Source organism: Streptomyces sp. NPDC050423 (assembly GCF_040655445.1).
Lineage (GTDB): Bacteria > Actinomycetota > Actinomycetes > Streptomycetales > Streptomycetaceae > Streptomyces.
Genome location: NZ_JBFAJY010000018.1, coordinates 52,064 through 73,674, shown reverse-complemented (window position 1 = coordinate 73,674; position 21,611 = coordinate 52,064). Strand labels below are relative to the sequence as shown.

Genomic DNA, 21,611 nt, shown 5'->3' with positions numbered 1-21,611 from the left:
ACCTCTCCCGTGACGCTCGGCCCTGCCCGGCGCCCGCGCCGGGTCCTCCGCGACCTACGCCGGTGCGGCGCGGCTGTCGCGTGCCCGGGTGCCGGGGCACGTCCTTCCCCATGAACCGCTCGTGGAGCCCTCATGACTCTCGACCATGCTCTCGCCCCACCTGGTATATCTCCTCAAACACCGAAATCCGGTCCGCCGGAGGGTTCGGTCGGCCGGCGTCCGCTCGACCTGGAGACCCTGACTCCGGCCGCCGCCCGCGGAACGCGGCTGCGGAACGTGCCTCGGTGGCTCCGGCGCACCGTCGGACCGCTGCTGCTGCTCGCCCTGTGGCAGGTGTTCAGCGCCACCGGTGTGCTGCGTCCGGACGTACTGGCCTCGCCCGGCACCATCGCCCGCGCGGGATCGGACCTGATCGCCGACGGGACCCTGACCTCGGCGATGGCCATCTCGCTCCAGCGGGTGGCCGTGGGGCTGGTGCTCGGGGGCGCCGTCGGGACCGCGCTCGCGCTGGTCTCGGGGCTCTCCCGGCTGGGTGAGGACCTGGTCGACGCGAGCGTCCAGATGCTGCGCACCGTTCCCTGGGTCGGGCTGATCCCCCTGTTCATCATCTGGCTGGGAATCGGCGAGGCCCCGAAGGTGGCGCTGATCGCGCTCGGGGTGGCCTTTCATCTGTATCTCAACGTCTACGCGGGCATTCGCGGCGTGGATCCCCAACTCATCGAAGCAGGTGAGTCGTTGGGGCTCGGACGCTGGGGTCTGGTACGGCATGTGGTGCTGCCGGGGGCGCTGCCCGGGGCCATGACGGGGCTGCGCTACTCGCTGGCGACCGCCTGGCTGGCGCTGGTGTTCGGCGAATCGGTCAATGCCGATGCCGGAATCGGCTTCCTGATGAACCAGGCCCGGGAGTTCTTCCGCACCGACGTCATCGTCGTCTGCCTGGTGGTCTACGCCTTCCTCGGTCTCACCGCCGATGTCATCGTCCGCATTCTCGAAAGGCTGCTGCTGCAATGGCGACCGACCTTCACGGGCCAGTGATCACCCGCTCTCCCGCCCCGGCCGACGCACTGCCCCAGGCCGCCGTACGTGTCGAGGGGCTGACCCGCTCCTTCGACGGCCGGGCCGTCGTCAACGGTCTCGATCTGACCCTGCGTGCCGGGGAGTTCACCGTGCTGCTCGGGCGCAGCGGATGCGGGAAGTCGACCCTGCTGCGGGTGCTCGCCGGCCTCGACCGGGAGATCCGGGGGACGGTACTGGTTCCCCGGCGCCGGGCGGTCGCGTTCCAGGCGCCGCGGCTGATGCCGTGGAAGCGGGTCTGGCGCAACGTACTGCTCGGACTGCCCGGGAAGCCCGAACGTGCCGTGGCCGAGAGGGCGTTGGCGGAGGTGGGGCTCGCTGAGCGGTCCGGGGCCTGGCCCAGGACGCTCTCGGGTGGTGAGGCGCAGCGTGCCTCGCTGGCGCGAGCGCTCGTGCGCGAGCCCGATCTGCTGCTGCTCGACGAGCCGTTCGGCGCGCTCGACGCGCTGACCAGGATCAAGGCCCAGCAGCTGGTGGCCGAGCTCTGGCAGCGCCGCGGCTGCGCCGTGCTGCTCGTCACGCACGATGTGGACGAGGCGCTGCTCCTGGCCGACCGTGCGCTGGTGATGCGGGACGGCGCCATCGCGTACGAGACCCCGGTCGCCCTGGACCGGCCCCGCAGCCCCGGCACCCGGGAGTTCGCCGCGCTGCGCACCCGCCTGCTCACAGAACTCGGCGTGGACACAGCGCCCGCGCCCGTCGAGACCTCCTGAACATCCTGAAGCTCCTGAACCTCCCCTGTCCGGACCGGAGAGAGACGATATGAATCGCCGTACCCTGCCCGCGCTGCTGCTGCCCTTCGCCCTGCTGCTCACCGCCTGCGGCGGCGCGACCTCCGCCTCCACGGCGAGCAGCACCGACGGCAAGGGCAGCGTCACGCTCAACATCGGTGACCAGAAGGGTGGTTACGAAGCCATCCTGCGCGCCTCCGGTGAGCTGGACGACCTCGACTACCGCATCAAATGGTCCACCTTCACGTCCGGCCCACCTCTTCTTGAGGCGGTCAACGCCGGAGCCGTGGACATCGGCGGGGTCGGCAACACGCCTCCGGTGTTCGCCGCCGGCGCCGGTTCCAAGGTCGTGGTGGTGGGTGCCACACACGGTTCGTCGGCCGGTGAGGCGATCGTGGTCCCCGAGGACTCGCCGCTGCGGGACCCGGCCCGGCTCAAGGGCGCGTCGATCGCTGTCGCCCAGGGCAGCTCCGCCCATTTCCAGCTGATCAGCTCGCTGAAGAAGGCGGGTCTCAACATCTCCGACGTCAGGCTGAAATACCTTCAGCCGGCCGACGCGCTGGCCGCGTTCAGCCGGGGCAAGGTCGATGCCTGGGCGATCTGGGACCCGTACACCTCGCAGGTGCTGCGCGGCGGCAAGGCGCGGGTACTGACCACGGGTGAAGGGGTCGTCAACGGCCTCGGGTTCCAGGTCGCCTCGCCCGCCGCGCTCAAGGAGTCCGGCAAGTCCAAGGCCATCGGCGATCTGCTGGTCCGGCTCGACCGGGCGCAGAACTGGGTGTTCAAGCACCCCGAGGAGTGGGCGAAGGTGTGGGCGAAGGAGACCGGGCTGCCCTACGAGGTGGCGCTGGACGCGGTGAAGCTGACGTACGGCACCCGGGTCCCCGTCGCCATCGATCCGGCCGCGATCGCCTCCGAGCAGGAGATCGCGGACACCTTCGCCGATCTGAAGCTCATCCCGCACCGATTCGTCTTCAAGGACTACGTCGACACCCGCTTCAACCGCGACCTCCCCGCGTCCTCGGCAACTCCCCGCTCGTACGGAAAGGCCTCCTCATGAATGTCCACCTGCACTGGTTCCTGCCCACGGGTGGCGACGGACGCACACTCGTCGACCGGCACGCGTACACCGACGGCGGGATCAAGCGGGACCGGATCACTCCGGTCAGCGGGGTGCGCGCGCCCGACATCGAGTATCTGGCGCAGATCGCCAAGGCCGCCGAGCAGTTGGGGTTCGAGGCCGTGCTGACGCCGACCGGGACCTGGTGCGAGGACGCCTGGCTGACGACGGTGGCGCTGGCCCAGCACACCGAACGGCTGAAGTTCCTGGTGGCGTTCCGGCCGGGCGTGATCTCGCCGGTACTCGCCGCGCAGATGGCCGCGACGTATCAGCGGATCACCCGGGGGCGGCTGCTGCTCAATGTCGTGACGGGCGGTGACTCGACGGAGCAGCGGAGGTTCGGCGACCATCTGGACCACGACCGGCGCTATGCCAGGACCGCGGAGTTCCTGTCGGTGGTGCGGGGTGCGTGGAGCGGGCAGCCGTTCGACTTCGACGGTGAGCACTACCAGGTGGAGGGCGGGCTGACGGCGCTGCCGCCGGACCCGCTGCCGGAGGTCTTCTTCGGCGGCTCCTCGGCCGCGGCCGGGCCGGTCGCGGCGGAGCACGCCGATGTCTATCTGACCTGGGGTGAGCCGCCGGCTGATGTGAAGAAGAAGATCGACTGGATCCGGGGGCTCGCCGAGGAGCAGGGGCGTACCGTCCGCTTCGGCATCCGGCTGCACACCATCTCGCGCGATTCGTCCCGCGAGGCGTGGGCGACCGCCGACCGGCTGCTCGGCGACCTCGACGCCGACACGGTCGCCGCGGCCCAGCAGGCGCTGGGAAGGAGCGAGTCGGTGGGGCAGCAGCGGATGCTGGCGCTGCACGGCGGCTCCCGCGACAAGCTGGAGATCGCGCCGAACCTGTGGGCGGGCGTCGGTCTGGTGCGCGGTGGTGCGGGCACCGCGCTGGTGGGCAGCCATGCGGAGGTCGCGGACCGGATCGAGGAGTACCACTCCCTGGGTGTGGAGCACTTCGTGCTGTCCGGGTACCCGCATCTGGAGGAGGCGTACTGGTTCGGTGAGGGCGTCACTCCGGAGCTCGCGGCCCGGGGACTGCTGTCGACGGTCCCGGCGTCCCCGCTGCCGGCGGTGCCCGCGGCGAACGGCCGCCCGGCCTCCGCGCCGGGCGGAGCGCCGCTGCTGTTCGCCGGGGGACACTGAGCCCCTCGGCGGGGTACGGGAAGATCCACGGCTCCGGCACAGTTAGTAGAAGCGTGAACAACATCGGGGTGCACTCAGTGGATGTCGTGGTGATCGGTGCCGGACAGGCGGGTCTGTCCGGCGCCTACCATCTGCGCCGTACCGGCCTGGAGCCGGACCGCGACTTCGTGGTGCTCGACCACGCCCCGCGCCCCGGTGGCGCCTGGCAGTTCCGCTGGCCGTCGCTGACGTACGGCAAGGTGCACGGTATGCACGCACTGCCCGGCATGGAGCTGACCGGTGCCGATGACAGCAGGCCCTCCTCCGAGGTGATCGGCGAGTACTTCGACTCGTACGAGCGCACCTTCGGCCTGCGGGTGCACCGGCCGGTCGAGGTGAGCGCGGTGCGCGAGGGCGACGGCGGGCGGCTGCTCGTGGAGACCTCCGAGGGTACGTACGCGACGCGGGCCCTGATCAACGCGACAGGAACCTGGGACCGGCCGTTCTGGCCCCGCTACCCGGGCCAGGACAGCTTCCGGGGCCGCCAGCTGCACACGGCGAACTATCCGGGGCCCGCCGGGTTCGCCGGACAGCGGGTGGTCGTGGTGGGCGGCGGGGCCTCCGGTACCCAGCATCTGATGGAGATCGCGGAGGTGGCCGCGGACACCCACTGGGTGACGCGCCGGCCGCCGGTCTTCCGGGAGGGCCCGTTCGGCGCGGACGAGGGACGCGCGGCCGTCGCCATGGTGGCGGACCGGGTGCGGCGCGGGCTGCCGCCGCAGAGCGTGGTGAGCGTGACCGGGCTGCCGGTCACCGATGCCGTCCGGCGCGCCCGCGCGTCGGGGGTGCTCGACCGTCTGCCGATGTTCGACCGGATCACACCGGCCGGAGTGGCCTGGGACGACGGTCGCACCGTCGAGGCGGATGTCATCCTCTGGGCGACCGGCTTCCGGCCCGCCGTCGACCACCTCACCCCGCTGCGACTGCGCGAACCCGGTGGCGGCATCCGGGTGGAGGGGACACAGGCGGTACGCGACGAGCGCGTCCAGCTCGTCGGCTACGGACCGTCCGCCAGCACGATCGGCGCCAACCGGGCGGGGCGGGCCGCCGCACGGGCGATCGGCCGGCTGCTGGACCGGGCCGAGCCCGGTGCGGAACGTACGGCTGCCGCGGCCTGAGCAGGCCGGGGCGTGGGGCGGGCGGTTGCCGGGGTTTGACTGCGTCGTGTTGCGGGGCTGGCGGCTGCCGGGGTCTTGAATGCGGCGTCGCCGCGGCACGCCGAGGGCGGGCGCCGCTCGGCTCAGCCGTTGGCGGCGCTGCGGCGGTTGCGGTTGAACTCCGCGACGTTGCGCTGCTGCTCGGCGTAGTCGGCGGTGAAACGGGTGTCGCCGGGCGCGACGGTGACGAAGTAGAGCCAGGGGCCGGGGGTGGGGCTGATCGCGGCCGCCATCGCCTGCTCCCCCGGATTGCCGATGGGTGTGGGCGGCAGGCCCTTGCGCTCATAGCTGTTGTACGGACTGTCGATCTTCGTGTCGCCCGTGGTGGTGTCCAGGGTGCTGCGGTTCAACGCGTAGTTGAGCGTGGAGTCCATCTGGAGCGGCATGTCGCGCGCGAGCCGGTTGTGGACGACCCGGGACACCTTGCCCATGTCCGGCGCGGTGTCCGCCTCGGCCTGCACGATGGCGGCGATCGTCACCGTCTGGTAGACCGTGACGCCGTTGCGCCGCGCTCCTGCCGTGATGTGGTCCGCGCCGAACCGCTTGACCGCCGTGTCCACCATGTAGCGCAGCAGGCTCGCCGGGGTCGTACCTGAGCTGACGGGATACGTCGCCGGGAAGAGGTAGCCCTCGGGGTTGCCCTTCGCCGCGGCCGGCAGGGGCAGGTCCGCCGCGGCGACGGCCTTCTCCGCCGTGCCGGAGGGCTCGTCGAGAACCTTGTCCACGGCCTCGTACACCTGGGAGGCCCGCCACCCCTCGGGGATCACGAGGGACCGGGTCCGCTCGGTCGTCCGCTCCCTCGTCAGCAGCGGTACGAGGACGGCGGCGGCCACCACGAGGACGAGGACGGCGCCGACGAACAGCGCCAGCCGGCCGCGCCGGGACGGGCGGAGCCTGCGACGGGGCGGGGTGTCCGGGGACTCGTTCACCATGCGGGCACGCTATCCCGCACCCTCCTCCCGTCCGCCATCCCGCCTCCGGCGACACGCGCCCAACACGCCACTCCCGCACCACAGAAGGCGAACACACGAACAGGGGACCGGATGTTCGCTGGAACGTGTGGTCGTATCGGTATTCGTTGCTCAGCCGCTGTGCGGTACATGATGATTACAGAGCGCAAGCGACGGGCTGCAGACCGCGACTGTGCTGTCCCAGAGATGCACCACGCACAAGGAGAAACCCAGATGAACATCCTCACCAACCTGCTCGCCGGCGTCGTCCACTTCATGGGTTGGCTCATCTGACCGTTGTCCGATCCGGCGCCGTCGCTCCCCGTCCCACGGGAGCGGCGGCGCCGTCGTGTGTGCCGTGCGCGCCCGTGCGGGGTTCACCGCCTTCGGGGGTTCACTGTGCCGCGAAAGCGGAGAACATTTCGACGAGCGGCTGCGGCGCCCGGTGGCTGAAGATCGTCTCCAGGCCCTCCGCGGACTCCTCGGCGCTCTTCCGGCTCCGCGCGAAGAGGGGTGCCTCGTAGGCGGCCAGGGCGGCTTCGACATCACCCGGGTGAGCGGCGAGCGCCCGGCCCAGGTCCGCGCCGTCGATCATGGCGAGGTTGGCGCCTTCGCCCGCGAAGGGGGACATCAGGTGGGCCGCATCGCCGAGCAGGGTGACGCCCGGGGTGCGCTTCCACTCCTGCCCGACGGGCAGCGCGTGAATGCGGCGCGGCACCGGCAGGCCGTCGCAGTCGGTGACCAGTCGACGGAGGCCGGGCGCCCAGTCCGCGAAGTGCTCGGTCAGCGCGGTCCTGGAGGCCTCGGCGTCGGTGAAGTCGATCGTGGACAGCCAGTCCTCGGCTGCGCGCAACGCGGCGTAGACGTGGAGGCTGCCGTCCGATTCGCGGTGCGCGAGGAATCCCCGGTTGTCGCCGAGGGCGAAGAACATTCCGCCGCCGATGAGTTCGGCGCACTCGGGGTGCCGGGTGTCGGCTTCGAAGAGGTCCAGTTCGACGAAGGAGATGCCGGTATAGACGGGGACTGCGTCGGAGAGCAGCGGACGGATACGGGACCAGGCGCCATCAGCCCCGACGAGCAGTCCGGCCGTGAAGGCGGTGCCGTCGGCGAGCGTGACCCGGTGCTGTCCGGCGCCGGCCGGACCGGCACCGGTGATCTTGCTGCCCCAGCGCACGGTGCCCTCGGGCAGTGAGTCGAGCAGCAGGTCGCGCAGGTCTCCGCGGTCGATCTCGGGCCGGCCGCCCGCACCGTCGTCCGCCTGATCGAGCAGTACCCGGGCCTGCTTGTCCAGGATCCGCATGGCTTCGCCGCCGGGGTGGACCTTCTCCCGGAACCTCTCGTGCAATTCGGCGGCGCGCAGGGCGGCCTGGCCGGTCTCCTCGTGGATGTCGAGCATGCCGCCCTGGGTTCGGGCGTTCCGGTCGGGCTCCAGATCGAAGACGGCCGCCTCGATCCCGTTGACGTGCAGTACGCGGGCGAGCGTGAGGCCGCCGAGACCGGCGCCGATGATCGCGATCGGGTGATGGTGCGTGGTGCTCATGGTGGTACCTCCAGCTCGTGCGGGATTACCGGCCGCGCAGTCCGGTGCACCGCGAGCCGGTCCCCCTCGGCGGCAACGGAAAGGCGAGGGGCACACACCCACACTGACGAACACGTTCGTAGCGAACAAGTTCGTTCCCGCGGATGGAGTACGTCCGGTCCGGCTGCTCAGCCTGCTGCGGGGGCCAGCTCGGTGTCCCTGCGGACCAGGGCCGCATAGCGCCCGCCCTGGTCGAGTAGTTCCTCGTGACTGCCGCGCTCCGCGGTCCGCCCGCCGTCCAGGACGACGATCTGATCCGCGTCACGCACGGTGGAGAGCCGGTGAGCGATGGTGAGCGTGGTACGTCCGGCGGAGAGCGCGTCGATCGCTTCCTGCACGGCGAACTCGGTACGGGTGTCGAGGGCGCTGGTCGCCTCGTCCAGGATCAGCACCGGCGGGTCGCGCAGGATAGTGCGGGCGATGGCCAGGCGCTGTTTCTCACCGCCCGAGAAGCGGTAGCCGCGCTCACCGACCAGGGTGTCGTAGCCGTCGGGCAGCGAGGCGATGTGATCGTGGATCTGTGCCGCGCGGGCCGCCGCCTCGATCTCCTCGTCGGTGGCCTCCGGCTTGGCGAAGCGCAGGTTCTCGGCGACGGAGGCATGGAAGAGGTACGTCTCCTGGGAGACCACCCCGATGGCCCTGGCGAGGGTGTCGAAGTCCAGGTCGCGCACATCGACGCCGTCGAGCGTGACCCGGCCGCCCGAGACGTCGTACAGCCGCGGCACCAGGTAGCTGAGGGTGGACTTTCCGGAGCCGGTGGGGCCCACGACGGCCAGGCTGCCACCGGCGGGCACGGCCACGTCGACGCCGCTGAGAGTGGGGCCGCTCTTCTCGTCGTAGCTGAAGTCGACGTTCTCGAAGCGGATCTCGCCGCGGATCTTCTCCAGCCGGACCGGGTTCTCCGGCTCGGTGATGTCCACCGTGAGGTCGAGGTATTCGAAGATCCGCTGGAAGAGCGCGAGGGACGTCTGCATCTGCACCCCGGTGGAGAGCAGGCTCACGGCGGGCCGGAAGAGACCCTGCTGGAGCGAGACGAAGGCGACGAGCGTACCGATGGAGACGGCGGGTCCGCTGGACTGCAGGGTGATGCCCGCGGCCCAGTAGATGACGGCCGGCATGGCGGCCATGACGATGCCGATCGTCGACATCCGCCAGCGTCCGGCCATGCTGGAGCGCACTTCGAGGTCGACCAGCCGCTCGGACTCCTCGGTGAAGCCCTTGGTGAGCGAGTCCGACCGGCCCATGGTGCGGCCGAGCAGGATGCCGCTGACGGAGAGCGATTCGGTGACCGTGGCCGCCATGGCGGCCATCTGCTTCTGCCGCTGGGTGGTGATCTTCTTGCGCTCCCGGCCGACCCGGCGGCTGATCCAGACGAAGACCGGCAGCAGGAGCAGCGAGACGACGGTGAGCCGCCAGTCGAGCGCGAGCATCGCGACCACGGTGGCGATGACCGCGGTGAGGTTGGAGACCAGCGAGGTCGCCGTCGAGGTGACGGTGGCCTGCATGCCCCCGATGTCGTTGGCGATCCGGGACTGGACCTCGCCCGTGCGGGTTCTGGTGAAGAAGGCGAGCGGCATCCGCTGGAGCTGGGTGTAGACCGCGGTGCGCAGGTCGTGCATCACGCGCTGGCCGACGGTGGTGGAGATGAGGGTCTGCAGCACGCCGAAGACGCTGTTCATCACGGCGGTGAGGATCATGCCGAGAGCGAGCAGCGAGAGGAGCCCGGTCCGTCCCTGCGGGATGGCGGTGTCGAGGATTTCGCGCAGCAGGAACGGGGAGGCGACCGACACCAGCGACGAGGCGCCGACGAGCAGTCCGACCACCGCGAGGCGGCCACGGTACGGATGGAAGAGGCGGAGGATGCGGCGCAGCTCGGCGGGCGGCTGCTCGGCATCCCTGGGCGGGGGCGTCCACGTGGGTTCGTCGGGTTTCATGGGCTCCTTCGTCAGGCGTGCGACAACAGGGAGGGAGGGCTGCGACCACCTGCGCCGGTATGCGCGTCAGCAGTCCGTGACGGTGCGGATCGTCGGTCCGGAGCGACAGTCCGGACCGTCGCTCCGGGTGCGGACCGACGTCCCGTCGGGATCCACGGTCCGTGACAGTCGAGCAGAAAGGAGTATAGCTCATTGTTACCTGTACTCACAATGAACCACATCCTGATATTGTTCCCCGTATGGATTCCCCCGACCCCGACGGCCTGCTCGCCGAACAGCTGCTGCGGCTGACCCGCAGGCTCCAGCGCATTCAGAGCCGCCAGCTGGAGCCGGTCGGCATCACCCCCGCGCAGTTCCGGCTGCTGCGCACCGTCGCCCACTACGACGGTCCGCCACGGATGGCGGATCTCGCGCAGCGCCTCGACGTGGTCCCGCGTGCCGTGACCACGCTGGTGGACGGCCTGGAGGCGAGCGGCCGGGTACGCCGGGCCCCCGACCCGGACAGCCGCCGGGTGGTCCGGATCGAGATCACCGACGAGGGCATCGCCACCCTCCGGTCGCTGCGCAACGGGCGCCGCGCGGCCGCAGAGGAGATCCTGGCTCCATTGACCGCCGAGCAGCGCGAAGTGCTCGGCGGACTGCTGACCGCTCTGGTCAACGGAATGCCGGAGCGCCGCTGCTGACCGGGTGCGAAGCACCGCGCCGAGCCGCCGAGGGGACCTCGAATGCCGCTGCTGGAGCCGAAGCCGGAAGCCCTGAGCCCCGGCGCGATGCGCAGCCCCACCCACGACCGGGTGCCCGACGAGCGGGCGCCGGGCACACCTGAGCCGCTGCGGAGTGAGCTGACCGCCCTGCTGGGGCCGCGGAAGGTGCTGTGGAAGGTCTCCGACCTGGTGCGGTACGCCTCCGATGCCAGCCCCTACCGGTTCGTGCCGCAGGTCGTCGTCGTCCCCGAGGACATCGACGACATCTCGGCGATCCTGTCGTACGCGCACGGCAAGGGCCGCAACGTCGTCTTCCGGGCCGCGGGCACCAGCCTGAACGGCCAGGCGCAGGGCGAGGACATCCTCGTCGACGTACGGCACCACTGGGCCGGTATCGAGGTCCTGGACGGCGGCGCGCGGGCCCGCATCCGGCCGGGGACGACGATCATGCGGGCCAACGCCACCCTCGCCCGGTACGGCCGGCTGCTCGGCCCCGACCCGGCCAGCGCGATCGCCTGCACGATCGGCGGGGTCGTCGCCAACAACGCCTCCGGGATGACCGCGGGCACCAGCCGCAATTCGTACCGGACCGTCTCGTCGCTCACCTTCGTGCTGCCCGGCGGCACAGTGGTGGACACCGGCGATCCCTCGGCGGACGAGGACCTGGCGCACGCGGAGCCGCAGCTCTGCGCGGGGCTGCTGGCGCTGAAGGCGGAGATCGAGGCCGATGCCGCACTCACCGCCCGGATCAGGGCCAAGTACGAGATCAAGAACACCAACGGGTACCGGCTCGACGCCTTCCTGGACGGCACGACACCCGTGGAGATCCTGCGCGGGCTCATGGTCGGCTCCGAGGGCACCTTCGGCTTCATCTCCGAGGTCGTCTTCGACACTCTGCCGCTGGACCGCCGCGTCTCCACCGCGCTGCTCTTCTTCCCGTCCCTGACCGCGGCGGCGGCCGCCGTGCCGCTGTTCAACGAAGCGGGCGCCATCGCCGTCGAGCTGATGGACGGCAACACCCTGCGGGCCTCCGTCAGCGTCCAGGGGGTGCCCGCCGACTGGGCCGGGCTGCCGAAGGGGACCGCGGCGCTGCTGGTGGAGTTCCGTGCCCCGGACGAGGCGGGCCAGGAGGCCTGCGAGCGGGCGGCGGCCGGTGTCGTACGCCGGCTGGAGCTGGTCCGGCCCGTCACCTCGGTGACCAACGAGTTCACCCGGGACGCCGGAACGATCTCCGGCTACTGGAAGGCCCGCAAGGCCTTCGTCACCGCGGTCGGCGGCTCCCGGCCGTCCGGTACGACACTGATCACGGAGGATTTCGCCGTCCCGCCCTCGCGGCTGGCCGACGCGTGCGAGGCGCTGCTGGCGCTCCAGGCCGAGCACGGTTTCGACGCCGCCGTCGCGGGCCACGCCGCCCACGGGAACCTGCACTTCCTGCTCGCCTTCGACGCGGCGGAGCCCTCCGACGTCGACCGGTACGCCGCCTTCATGGCGGACTTCTGCAAGCTGACCGTGGAACGGTTCGACGGATCGCTCAAGGCGGAACACGCCACCGGCCGCAATATCGCGCCCTTCCTGGAGCTGGAGTGGGGACCGCGGGCGACCGAACTGATGTGGCGGACCAAGCGCCTCATCGACCCCGACGGGGTGCTGGCGCCCCGGATCGTCCTGGACCGCGACCCCAAGGCCCATCTGCGCGGCCTGAAGACCATCCCCCGGGTCGAGCCGGTGGCCGACCCGTGCATCGAGTGCGGGTTCTGCGAACCGACCTGCCCCAGCCACGACCTGACGACGTCACCGCGCCAACGCATCGTGCTGCGCCGGGAGATGATGCGGCAGCCTGGCGGTTCGCCGGTGGAGACCGGGCTGCTCGACGCGTACGGCTACGACGCCGTCGACACCTGCGCGGGCGACTCCACCTGCAAACTCGCCTGTCCGGTCGGTATCGACACGGGCGCCATGATGAAGGGATTCCGCCACCAGCGGCACTCCCCGCGCGAGGAGCGGATCGCCGCGCTCACGGCGAAGAACTTCCGCGCCGTGGAGGCGGCGGCCCGGCTCGCGGTCGCCGCGGCGAGCCGGATCGACGACCGGCTGCTGGAAGGCGTCACCGGTCTCGCCCGCCGGGCCGTGCGCTCCGATCTGATGCCCGCCTGGCTGCCGGAGATCCCCGGGGCCGCCACCCGGAAGCTGCCGCGCACCAACAGGGCGGGAGCGAGCGCCGTCTACTACCCGGCCTGTGTCAACCGCATCTTCGCCGGCCCCGGGGGGCAGCACGTACCGTCCCTGCCGCAGGCCGTGGTCGCCGTGTCGGCGCGCGCCGGAAAGCCGGTCTGGATCCCGCCGGACACCGCTGGGACCTGCTGCGCGACGATCTGGCACTCGAAGGGGTACGACACCGCGAACGCCGTGATGGCCAACCGGATCGTGGCGGCGGCCTGGGGCTGGACAGCGGGCGGAAAGCTGCCGTTGGTCGTCGACGCCTCCTCGTGCACGCTGGGCATCGCCCATGAGGTGGTGCCGTATCTGACCGAGGACAACCGGGCGTTGCACCGCGAGCTGACCGTCGTCGACTCCCTGGTCTGGGCCGCCGACGAACTCCTGCCGGAGCTGACGGTGCTGCGCCGCGCCGGCTCCGCGGTCCTGCATCCGACCTGCTCGATGGAGCATCTGGGCGATGTGGAGCATATGCGTACGCTCGCCGAGGCCTGCGCCAAGGAGGTCGTGATCCCGGACGACGCCGCGTGCTGCGGATTCGCGGGCGACCGCGGGATGCTGCACGAGGAGCTGACAGCCTCGGCGACCGCGAAGGAGGCCGCCGAGGTGAACACCCGGGAGTACGACAGGTATCTCTCGGCCAACCGGATGTGCGAGATCGGCATGGACCGGGCGACGGGCCGTTCGTACTACTCGGTGCTGATGGAGCTGGAGCGGGCGACCCGGCCGGGTCCCGGTCAGGTCTGAAGACTGGCGCGGTCGCCCATGACGACGACCGGGTGCTGCTTGGGGTCAAGGGTGCGCAGCAGCTTCTCCATGGCGGCCTTCGGCAGGCTCACGCAGGCCGATGTTCCGCTGCCGTGGTCCATGTGCAGCCAGATACTGCCGCCCTTGGACTGGCCCTCGGGCCGTGTGGGGTCGTTGGGAGCGGTGCCCTTGACGCGGTTGTAGTCGATGGCGATGACATAGTCGAAGTCGCGCCAGTGGGACTTGGCCCAGTAGTGCGGTGCCTGGATGGACGCCGTCTCCGTGTAGGGGAGCAGGGCTCCGGGGTCGGGCAGCACACCGCCCGCGTCGGTGAGGCTGAAGACGCCGACCGGGCTGCGCTTGTCGTCCTCGTGGTGGTCGGCGGCCCAGCCCTTCTTGCCGTTGTGGGCCTTCCATCCCGCGGTCCTGTCCCAGGTGGAGCCGGTTCTGGTGTAGAGCACGACCGTGGAGTCCGCGGAGTTCCTGCCCTCGCCGTAAACGGTGACGACCTGACGGGAGTTGTCCGGGATCTTCGACTGCAACCGGTCGCCGACATCCGGAATGCGCTTCAGGTCGACCGTCCGCGCCTTGTCCTTCGGTGTCCCGGCATCGGCCGATCGCGCGTCGCTCTTCTGCGCGTCGGGTCCACCGCCGCATGACGTCAGAGTCGTGAGCAGGACACCGCAGGCGGCCGCCAAGACCACCACTCGTACCGTACCGGCTATATGCATCCGCCCATGGTCGCACCCCATGGCGTCCGGCCCCGTCGGCCCGTGCGGGCCGCGGCGAATGCGTGCCGAATCTTTACTCCCGCACCCGCCGGTGCCGGCCCGGGTCCGTGCGGCGGCCGGGTCTCCCGGCACGTAAAAGGGTTTGCCGCGTCCCCGGCGGGACGCGAGGATTGGACGGTTTGGTCCCCCACATGCTTCTCCCCACGTGATTCTGGAGGTCCCTCGCGGACCTCAGCTCCTTCCGATCTTTGGGACGTCATGCAAATTCGCGATCTTCCGTACTCGGATCCCGGCGATCCCGACGTCCGGTCGGGCCCTCGCTTTCTGATCTGGCTCGGCCGCAACCAGATCCGCGGACAGCTCAAGGCCATGTCATGGGGCCTGCTGCACCAGTGCTCGATCGCCGGGCTGCCGCTCGCCGTCGGGTTCGCCGTCCAGGCGGTCGTCGACCGGTCCGGCGGGCGGCTCGCGCTGGCCGGCGGACTGATCGCGGTTCTCGGCGTACTGATCGCCGTGGGCGACACCATGCTGCACCGGACCGCCGTCACCAACTGGATCACCGCCGCGGCCCGGATCCAGCAACTGCTGGCCCGCAAGACCGCGGAGCTCGGCTCGGCGCTGACCCGCCGGGTCGCCGCGGGCGAGGTCGTCGCGGTGTCAACGGGTGATGTGGAGAAGATCGGCTGGTTCGTCGAGGCGCTCTCCCGCTTCGCCGCCGCCGCTGCCGCCCTCGTCATCGTCTGTGTCGGGCTCGTCCTCTATCTGCCCTCGCTGGGCGTGCTCGTGGCGCTCGCCATGCCGCTGCTCGCCCTGGGCGTCCTGCCGCTGCTCCCCCGCGCCACCCGCCGCGCCGACTTCCAGCGCGAGAAGGCCGGCAAGGCCACCGAACTGGCCTCGGACACCGTGGCCGGACTGCGCGTCCTGCGCGGCATCGGCGGCGAGGAACTGTTCCTGGGCCGCTACCGGCGTGCGTCGCAGGAGGTCCGCAAGGCCGCCGTGCGCAGTGCGCGGATGTGGTCGCTGATCTCCGCGATCCAGGTCCTGCTGCCGGGCATCCTGCTGATCTCCCTGGTCACGTACGGGGCCTCGCTGGCCCGCGACGGGAAGATCGACGTCGGTCAGCTGGTGACCGTGTACAGCGCGGCGACGCTGCTGCTGTTCCCGCTGCACCACTTCGAGGAGATCGCCATGGCGTACTCCTTCTCACGGCCGTCAGCGCAGCGTGCGGTCCGGGTGCTCTCGCTGAGCCGGGTCGCCCGGCCGTCGACGGTCGAGGCCTCACCGGCCGGGGATCTGTACGACCCGGTCACCGGACTGATGGCGCCCGAGGGCCTGTTCACCGCGGTGGTCTGCGGCGATCCGGACGAGGCCGGACGGCTCGCGGACCGGCTCGGCGGCCACGCCCAGCCGGAGGTGACGAAGGACGGTGCCGTCAAGGACGTGGCGGCGGACCACGGGGTGCCGTCCGTGCTGCTCGGCGGCGTCCCCCTGGACGAACTGGACCTGGACGCGGCTCGGAGCGCCGTTCTGGTCCAGGACAAGGACCCGGTGCTGCTCTCCGGCACCCTGCGTGAACTGCTGGACGTGCCGTCGTCCGGCCGGGTGACCGCCGGGGACGCGCTGTCCGCCGCGCAGTGCGACGACGTCCTGAACGCGCTGGCACAGGCGTCCGTGGACTCGGGCGGCGATCCGATGAACACCCGGATCACCGAACGCGGCCGGTCGCTCTCCGGCGGCCAGCGCCAACGCCTGGCCCTGGCCCGGTCGCTGGTCACCGACCCGGAGGCGCTGGTGCTCGACGAGCCGACGTCCGCCGTCGACTCGCACACCGAGGCGCGGGTCGCCGCGGGTATCAAGGCGCTGCGCAAGGACCGTACGACGGTGGCCTTCGCCTCGTCCCCGCTGCTGCTCGACCTGGCGGACCGGGTGGCGCTGGTCCACCGGGGCACCGTGGTGGCCGTCGGCACCCACCGTGAACTGCTGCGCGGCGAACCGCGTTACCGGGCCGTCGTCACCCGCGAGACCGACGACGAGGTCCCGGTTCAGCCGGGCAAGGACGAAGCGATCCGCGCGATCGACACCATCGAGGAAATCGAGGAGCGCGCATGACCGGCGTCGCACCACCGGCCTACGACCCGGCCGCGCCCGAGTCGGCCACCACCCTGCCGGTCGGCACCCCCACGACCGTGCGGACGTACGCCAGGGAGCTGATCCGGCGCCACCGGCGGCCGTTCACCGTGGTCACGCTGCTCAACACGGTCGCGGTGGTCGCCTCGATCGCCGGACCGTATCTGTTGGGAGGGCTCGTCGAGGATCTGTCCAACGGGGTCACCGACCTCCATCTGGAGCGCACCGCGGCGGTGTTCGCCGTCGCGCTGATCGTGCAGACCGTGGTCACCCGGATGATGCGGCTGCGCAGCGCGATGCTCGGTGAGGAGATGCTGGCCGATCTGCGCGAGGACTTCCTCGTGCGGTCGGTCCGGCTGCCGCCGGGCGTGCTGGAGCGGGCCGGTACGGGTGATCTGCTCTCCCGTATCACCACGGACATCGACCGGCTCGCCAACGCCATGCGCGAGGCCGTGCCGCAGCTGGCCATCGGTGTGGTGTGGGCGGGTCTGCTGATCGCCGCGCTCACCGTCACCGCGCCCCCGCTGGCGCTCTCGGTGCTCATCGCGCTGCCGGTGCTGATCGTCGGCTGCCGCTGGTACTTCCGCCGGGCGCCGTCCGCGTACCGCTCGGAGGCCGCCGGTTACGCGGCGGTCGCGGCCATGCTCGCGGAGACGGTGGACGCCGGACGGACCGTGGAGGCGCACCGGCTGGGTGCGCGCCGGGTCGCGCTGTCGGACCAGCGGGTCAAGGAGTGGACGGCTTGGGAGCGGTACACGCTGTTCCTGCGGTCCGTGCTCTTCCCCGTCATCAACGCCACGTACGTGACGATCCTCGGCGCGGTCCTGATGCTCGGGGGCTGGTTCGTGATCGAGGGCTGGCTCACCGTCGGGCAGCTGACGACGGGTGCGCTGCTCGCGCAGATGATGGTCGACCCGATCGGCCTGATCCTGCGCTGGTACGACGAGTTGCAGGTCGCCCAGGTGTCGCTGGCACGTCTCGTGGGTGTCCGCGAGATCGAGCCGGACGCGGGCGACGCGGCCGTGGCCCCGGACGGCCGGGACGTGCGCGCCGACGAGGTGCACTTCGGCTACCGGGCCGGTCTCGACGTGCTGCACAAGGTGTCGCTCGACGTCGCTCCGGGGACCAGGCTGGCGCTGGTCGGCCCGTCCGGTGCGGGCAAGTCCACGCTGGGCCGGCTGCTGGCCGGGATCTACGCCCCGCGTACCGGTGAAGTGTCGCTGGGCGGTGCGCAGTTGTCGAAAATGACCGCGGAGCGGGTGCGTACGCATGTGGCGCTGGTCAACCAGGAGCACCATGTGTTCGTGGGTTCGCTGCGGGACAACCTGTTGCTGGCCCGTGCCGGTGCCGGGGACGCCGAGCTGTGGGCTTCGCTGGCCGCGGTCGACGCGGACGGCTGGGCCAGGGCGCTGGACGAGGGGCTGGACTGCGAGGTCGGCTCGGGCGGTGTGGTGCTCACTCCCGCGCAGGCCCAGCAGATCGCGCTGGCCCGGCTGGTGCTGGCCGATCCGCACACGCTGGTGCTGGACGAGGCGACGTCGCTGCTGGACCCGCGTGCGGCCCGCCATCTGGAGCGCTCGCTGGCCCGGGTACTGGACGGCCGTACGGTCGTGGCCATCGCGCACCGGCTGCACACGGCGCACGACGCGGATGTGATCGCGGTCGTCGAGCAGGGCCGGATCAGCGAGCTGGGCAGCCATGACGAACTGGTGGCGGCGGACGGCGCGTACGCGGCGCTGTGGCGGTCCTGGCACGGCTGACCAGGGCGGGGCGGTCCCCGGATCCACCGGCTCTCCGGGGATCGTTAGGGTCGGGTACATGGCAGATTCCTATGTGGATCCGGGGACCCCTGACTGTCGCAGTGCGCTGCGGTACCTGTGGTGGCTGATCACCAGCCAGCGCCGCCGGATCGCCGCCGGTGCACTGCTCGGCAGCGCCTGGATGGTCTGTCTGACGCTGCCGCCGTACCTGCTGTCGCGCGCCATCGACGACGGGCTGGAGCCGGGCCGGTGGTCCGCGCTGGCCGGCTGGGTCGCGGCGCTGCTGGGTGTGGGCGTGCTGAACGCGTGGCTGGCCATCATGCGGCACCGCACGATGACCAGGGTGCGGCTGGACGCCGTCTTCCGTTCCGTGGCGGTCGTGGTCAGGCAGGCGACCGGGCTGGGCGGGGCGCTGCCGCGCCGGGTCACGGCCGGGGAGATCGTCACGATCGGGTTCCGCGATGTCGCCATGATCGCCGAGACACTGACCATCACCGGCCCCGGGGTCGGTGCGGTCCTCGCGTATGTCGTGGTGGCCGTGCTGCTGCTGAGCGTTTCACCGCTGCTCGCCGTGGTGGTGCTGCTGGGTGTGCCGCTGCTCGTGGTGCTGGTCGGCCCCCTGTTGTGGCGGTTGCAGGGCGTCGAGGCAGCGTACCGGGAACAGCAGGGCGGGCTCGCCGCCCGTTTCGAGGACATGGCCAGGGGCCTGCGTGTCCTCAACGGCATCGGCGGCAAGGAGGTGTACGCCGAGCGCTACCGGCACGGTTCGCGGGCCTTGCGGGCGGAGGGGTACCGCGTCGGTGCGGTGACCAGCTGGATCCAGGCCCTCGGTGTCGGCCTGCCCACCCTGTTCCTCGGTGCCGTGACGTGGCTGGCGGCCCGGATGGCGGCTCAGGGGACCATCACCGTCGGCGAGTTGGTCGCGGTCTACGGGTACACGGCGGTGCTGGTGGTGCCGGTCGAGTTCTTCATCGAGGGCGGCTACGACCTCAGCCGCGGGCTGGTCGCCGCCCGCAGGGTCATCCGGTTCCTGGCCCTGGAGCCCGATTCCGCGGGCGGGGAGGCGACTTCGGACGGGCCCGGTGCGCCGTCCACGCTCCGTGATCCGGAGTCCGGCGTCGAGGTGGTGCCCGGAGGGCTGACCGCACTCGTCAGCGCCCGGCCGGCGGACTCCGCGGCGGTGGTCGAGCGTCTCGGCCGGTTCGTGGAGTCGGCCGCGACCTGGGGCGGGATACGCCTGGACGAGATCGACCTGACGCGGGTCCGCCGGCGGATCCTGGTCGCGGACAACGAGGCCGACCTGTTCGCCGGACCGCTGCGCGAGGTGATCTGCGGAGCGCGGGAACGGGACGAGGAGACCATCGGCCGGGGCATCCACGCGGCCGTGGCGCAGGACATCGTCCGCGGTCTGCCGGGCGGGCTCGACTCGCCGGTCGACGCGCAGGGCCGCAACCTCTCCGGGGGCCAGCGGCAGCGCGTCCGTCTGGTCCGGGCCCTGCTGGCCGATCCCGAGGTGCTCCTCGCGGTCGAGCCCACCTCGGCGGTCGACGCACACACCGAGGCGGCCGTCGCGGCCCGGCTGCCCGCCGCACGGTCCGGCCGCACCACGGTCGTCACCAGTACGTCACCGCTCCTGCTGGACCGGGCGGACACCGTGTACTACCTGGTCGACGGCTCCGTCGCGGCCGTCGGCAGCCATCGTGAACTCCTGGACGGGCTGCCCGGGTACCGCCGGCTGGTGTCCCGCGGGAAGGACGGGGACGGCCCCGGCCACCCGGACGAGGGCGCTGTTCCGCCGTCCCGGGAGGCCGTGCGATGACCGCGTCGGACCGGGCCCTGCCCGTCGCCGAACCGTCACGGGTACGCCGGGCGGCGCTGCGGCTGATCCGGCTGGACGGCCGTGCCTTCGCCGCCATGATCGCCCTCAACGCGCTCGCCGCCGGGGCCGGACTCGTCGGCCCGTGGCTGCTCGGCCGCATCATCGACGAGGTCGGGGCCGGTGCGGGGGTGGCCGCGGTGGACCGCCTCGCGCTCACCATCCTCGCCTTCGCACTGGCGCAGCTGCTGCTGGCCCGGTACGCCGGGTACGTCGGACACCGCTTCGGCGAGCGGACTCTGGCGCGTATCCGGGAGCAGTTCGCCGAGCGGGCACTCGCGCTGCCCGCCGCGGTCGTCGAGCGGGCCGGCACGGGCGACCTGATGGCCCGGGGCACCACCGATGTCGCCTCGGTCGGCGCCACGCTCCGGGATGCCGGGCCCGACGTCCTCATCGCCGGGGTCCAGGCGTTGTTCATCCTCGGAGCGGTCTTCGCGCTCGATCCGCTGCTCGGCGCCTGCGGCGTGCTGGGCCTGCTCGGCATCTGGTTCGCCGCCCGCTGGTATCTGCGCCGGGCCCTCACCGCGTACCTCGACGAGGGAGCCGCCAACTCGGCTCTCGCCGAACAGCTCGCGGCCACGGCCGCCGGCGCCCGTACCGTCGAGGCCCTGGGGCTGGGGCAGCGCCGCATCGCCGCTTGCCACGAGGCGATCGGGCGGTGCCGACGCACCCGGAACCGGACCCTTTTCCTGCGCAGTGTGCTCTTCCCGGCGGTGGACATCTCCTACGTCATCCCGGTGGCCGGCGTCCTGCTGATCGGCGGCGTGCTGCACGGCCACGGCGCGATGAGCCTCGGCGCGGTCGTCGCCTCGGCCCTGTACCTGCGGCAGCTGTCCCAGCCCCTGGACACCATCCTGCAGCGGATGGAGCAACTCCAGAGCAGCAGGGCCTCCTTCGCGAGGGTGGAGGGCCTGGGCCGTGTCCGCGAAGTCCCGGCGGTGCAGGCTCCGTCGCCCGCCTCCGTCACGCCTGACGGCGACCGGATCGACGTGTCCGGCGTGCACTACGCCTACGACGACGGGCCCGACGTCCTGCACGGTGTCGACCTGACGGTCCGGCCCGGCGAGCGGCTGGCGATCGTGGGTCCCTCCGGCGCGGGCAAGACCACCCTGGGCAGACTGCTGGCGGGCATGGACCCACCGCACACCGGCTCGGTGACGGTGGGCCGGGTCCCGGTCCACGGCCTGGACCCCGACCAGCTGCGCCGGCACGTCGTCCTCGTCACCCAGGAGCACCATGTGTTCCAGGGCACGGTCCGGGACAACCTGCGGATCGCCTCGGCCCGCGCCACCGATGCCGAACTGCACGGGGCACTCACCGCCGTCGGCGCCGAGTGGGCCGATGGGCTGCCGGACGGTCTGGACACCGATCTGGGCCACGAGGGGTACCGTCCGGACGGAGCCCAGGCGCAGCAACTCGCCCTGGCACGCGTGGTACTGGCCGACCCGCACACGCTGATACTCGACGAGGCCACCGCACTCCTCGACCCGAGGACCGCGCGGCACACGGAGCGCGCGCTGGCCGCCGTACTGGAGGGCCGGACCGTCATCGCCATCGCGCACCGGCTGCAGACGGCCCACGATGCCGACCGGGTGGCCGTGATGGAGGAGGGCGAGCTCATCGAGCTCGGCACCCACGACGAGCTCGTGGCGGCCGACGGCGCCTACGCCGCGCTCTGGCGCTCGTGGCACGGCGAGCGGCCGCTCTCCCCCTGAACGCGTCA

15 protein-coding genes are annotated in these 21,611 nt (G+C 71.6%); 11 read left to right on the top strand and 4 right to left on the bottom strand.

The genetic code is table 11. From position 1 onward, the window contains the following. Window positions 1-132 precede the first annotated feature (132 nt). From AB0I52_RS15930 to AB0I52_RS15910, 5 genes are all read left to right on the top strand, one after another. A complete protein-coding gene (locus AB0I52_RS15930) occupies window positions 133-1,035 on the top strand; it encodes an ABC transporter permease (protein WP_363072865.1) in 903 nt (300 codons plus the stop codon). Further along, window positions 1,008-1,787: an ABC transporter ATP-binding protein gene (locus tag AB0I52_RS15925; protein WP_363072863.1), complete on the top strand. Its 780-nt coding sequence runs from the start codon at window positions 1,008-1,010 to the stop codon at window positions 1,785-1,787. The genes AB0I52_RS15930 and AB0I52_RS15925 overlap by 28 nt, the downstream gene beginning before the upstream one ends. Window positions 1,788-1,836: 49 nt before the next feature. Next, window positions 1,837-2,865 (top strand): ABC transporter substrate-binding protein, encoded by a 1,029-nt coding sequence (locus AB0I52_RS15920; RefSeq protein ID WP_363072861.1) that lies wholly within the window; start codon window positions 1,837-1,839, stop codon window positions 2,863-2,865. Beyond that, the gene (locus AB0I52_RS15915) at window positions 2,862-4,070 is read left to right on the top strand and encodes an LLM class flavin-dependent oxidoreductase (RefSeq protein WP_363072859.1); all 1,209 of its coding nucleotides are present in this window, start codon (window positions 2,862-2,864) and stop codon (window positions 4,068-4,070) included. Before AB0I52_RS15920 ends, AB0I52_RS15915 begins: the two co-directional genes overlap by 4 nt. Window positions 4,071-4,138: 68 nt before the next feature. Then, window positions 4,139-5,227 (top strand): NAD(P)-binding domain-containing protein, encoded by a 1,089-nt coding sequence (locus AB0I52_RS15910; protein ID WP_363072977.1) that lies wholly within the window; start codon window positions 4,139-4,141, stop codon window positions 5,225-5,227. 122 nt (window positions 5,228-5,349) lie between these two features. Here the strand turns inward: AB0I52_RS15910 and mltG are convergent, their stop codons facing one another. From mltG to AB0I52_RS15895, 3 genes are all read right to left on the bottom strand, one after another. After that, on the bottom strand, window positions 5,350-6,198 hold the full coding sequence (gene mltG, locus AB0I52_RS15905) for an endolytic transglycosylase MltG (protein WP_363072857.1): 849 nt from the start codon (window positions 6,196-6,198) through the stop codon (window positions 5,350-5,352). A 412-nt stretch (window positions 6,199-6,610) separates the two neighbouring features. After that, complete coding sequence (locus tag AB0I52_RS15900; protein WP_363072855.1) at window positions 6,611-7,756, bottom strand: NAD(P)/FAD-dependent oxidoreductase; 1,146 nt, start codon at window positions 7,754-7,756, stop codon at window positions 6,611-6,613. Window positions 7,757-7,923: 167 nt separating this feature from the next. Then, window positions 7,924-9,729 carry an ABC transporter ATP-binding protein gene (locus AB0I52_RS15895; protein ID WP_363072853.1) on the bottom strand — a complete coding sequence of 602 codons (1,806 nt, stop codon included), beginning with the start codon at window positions 9,727-9,729 and terminating at the stop codon, window positions 7,924-7,926. 239 nt (window positions 9,730-9,968) lie between these two features. Between AB0I52_RS15895 and AB0I52_RS15890 the strand changes: the two genes are divergently transcribed. Further along, window positions 9,969-10,412: a MarR family transcriptional regulator gene (locus tag AB0I52_RS15890; protein ID WP_363072851.1), complete on the top strand. Its 444-nt coding sequence runs from the start codon at window positions 9,969-9,971 to the stop codon at window positions 10,410-10,412. Between the two features lie 42 nt (window positions 10,413-10,454). After that, window positions 10,455-13,394, top strand: a complete 2,940-nt coding sequence (locus AB0I52_RS15885) for an FAD-binding and (Fe-S)-binding domain-containing protein (protein WP_363072849.1) — start codon at window positions 10,455-10,457, stop codon at window positions 13,392-13,394. Here the strand turns inward: AB0I52_RS15885 and AB0I52_RS15880 are convergent. Beyond that, a complete protein-coding gene (locus AB0I52_RS15880) occupies window positions 13,385-14,101 on the bottom strand; it encodes a hypothetical protein (RefSeq protein ID WP_363072847.1) in 717 nt (238 codons plus the stop codon). The genes AB0I52_RS15885 and AB0I52_RS15880 overlap by 10 nt on opposite strands. A gap of 282 nt (window positions 14,102-14,383) precedes the next feature. Here AB0I52_RS15880 and AB0I52_RS15875 point away from each other — a divergent pair, with 282 nt between their 5' ends. Genes AB0I52_RS15875 through AB0I52_RS15860 form a run of 4 tightly spaced genes read left to right on the top strand, consistent with a single transcriptional unit; the run spans window position 14,384 to window position 21,603 of the window. Beyond that, window positions 14,384-16,234 carry an ABC transporter ATP-binding protein gene (locus AB0I52_RS15875; protein WP_363072845.1) on the top strand — a complete coding sequence of 617 codons (1,851 nt, stop codon included), beginning with the start codon at window positions 14,384-14,386 and terminating at the stop codon, window positions 16,232-16,234. Further along, a complete protein-coding gene (locus AB0I52_RS15870; RefSeq protein ID WP_363072843.1) occupies window positions 16,231-18,012 on the top strand; it encodes an ABC transporter ATP-binding protein in 1,782 nt (593 codons plus the stop codon). Before AB0I52_RS15875 ends, AB0I52_RS15870 begins: the two co-directional genes overlap by 4 nt. Before the next feature lie 58 nt (window positions 18,013-18,070). Continuing rightward, the gene (locus AB0I52_RS15865) at window positions 18,071-19,831 is read left to right on the top strand and encodes an ABC transporter ATP-binding protein (RefSeq protein ID WP_363072841.1); all 1,761 of its coding nucleotides are present in this window, start codon (window positions 18,071-18,073) and stop codon (window positions 19,829-19,831) included. Next, window positions 19,828-21,603: an ABC transporter ATP-binding protein gene (locus AB0I52_RS15860; RefSeq protein WP_363072839.1), complete on the top strand. Its 1,776-nt coding sequence runs from the start codon at window positions 19,828-19,830 to the stop codon at window positions 21,601-21,603. Before AB0I52_RS15865 ends, AB0I52_RS15860 begins: the two co-directional genes overlap by 4 nt. Window positions 21,604-21,611: the final 8 nt, after the last annotated feature.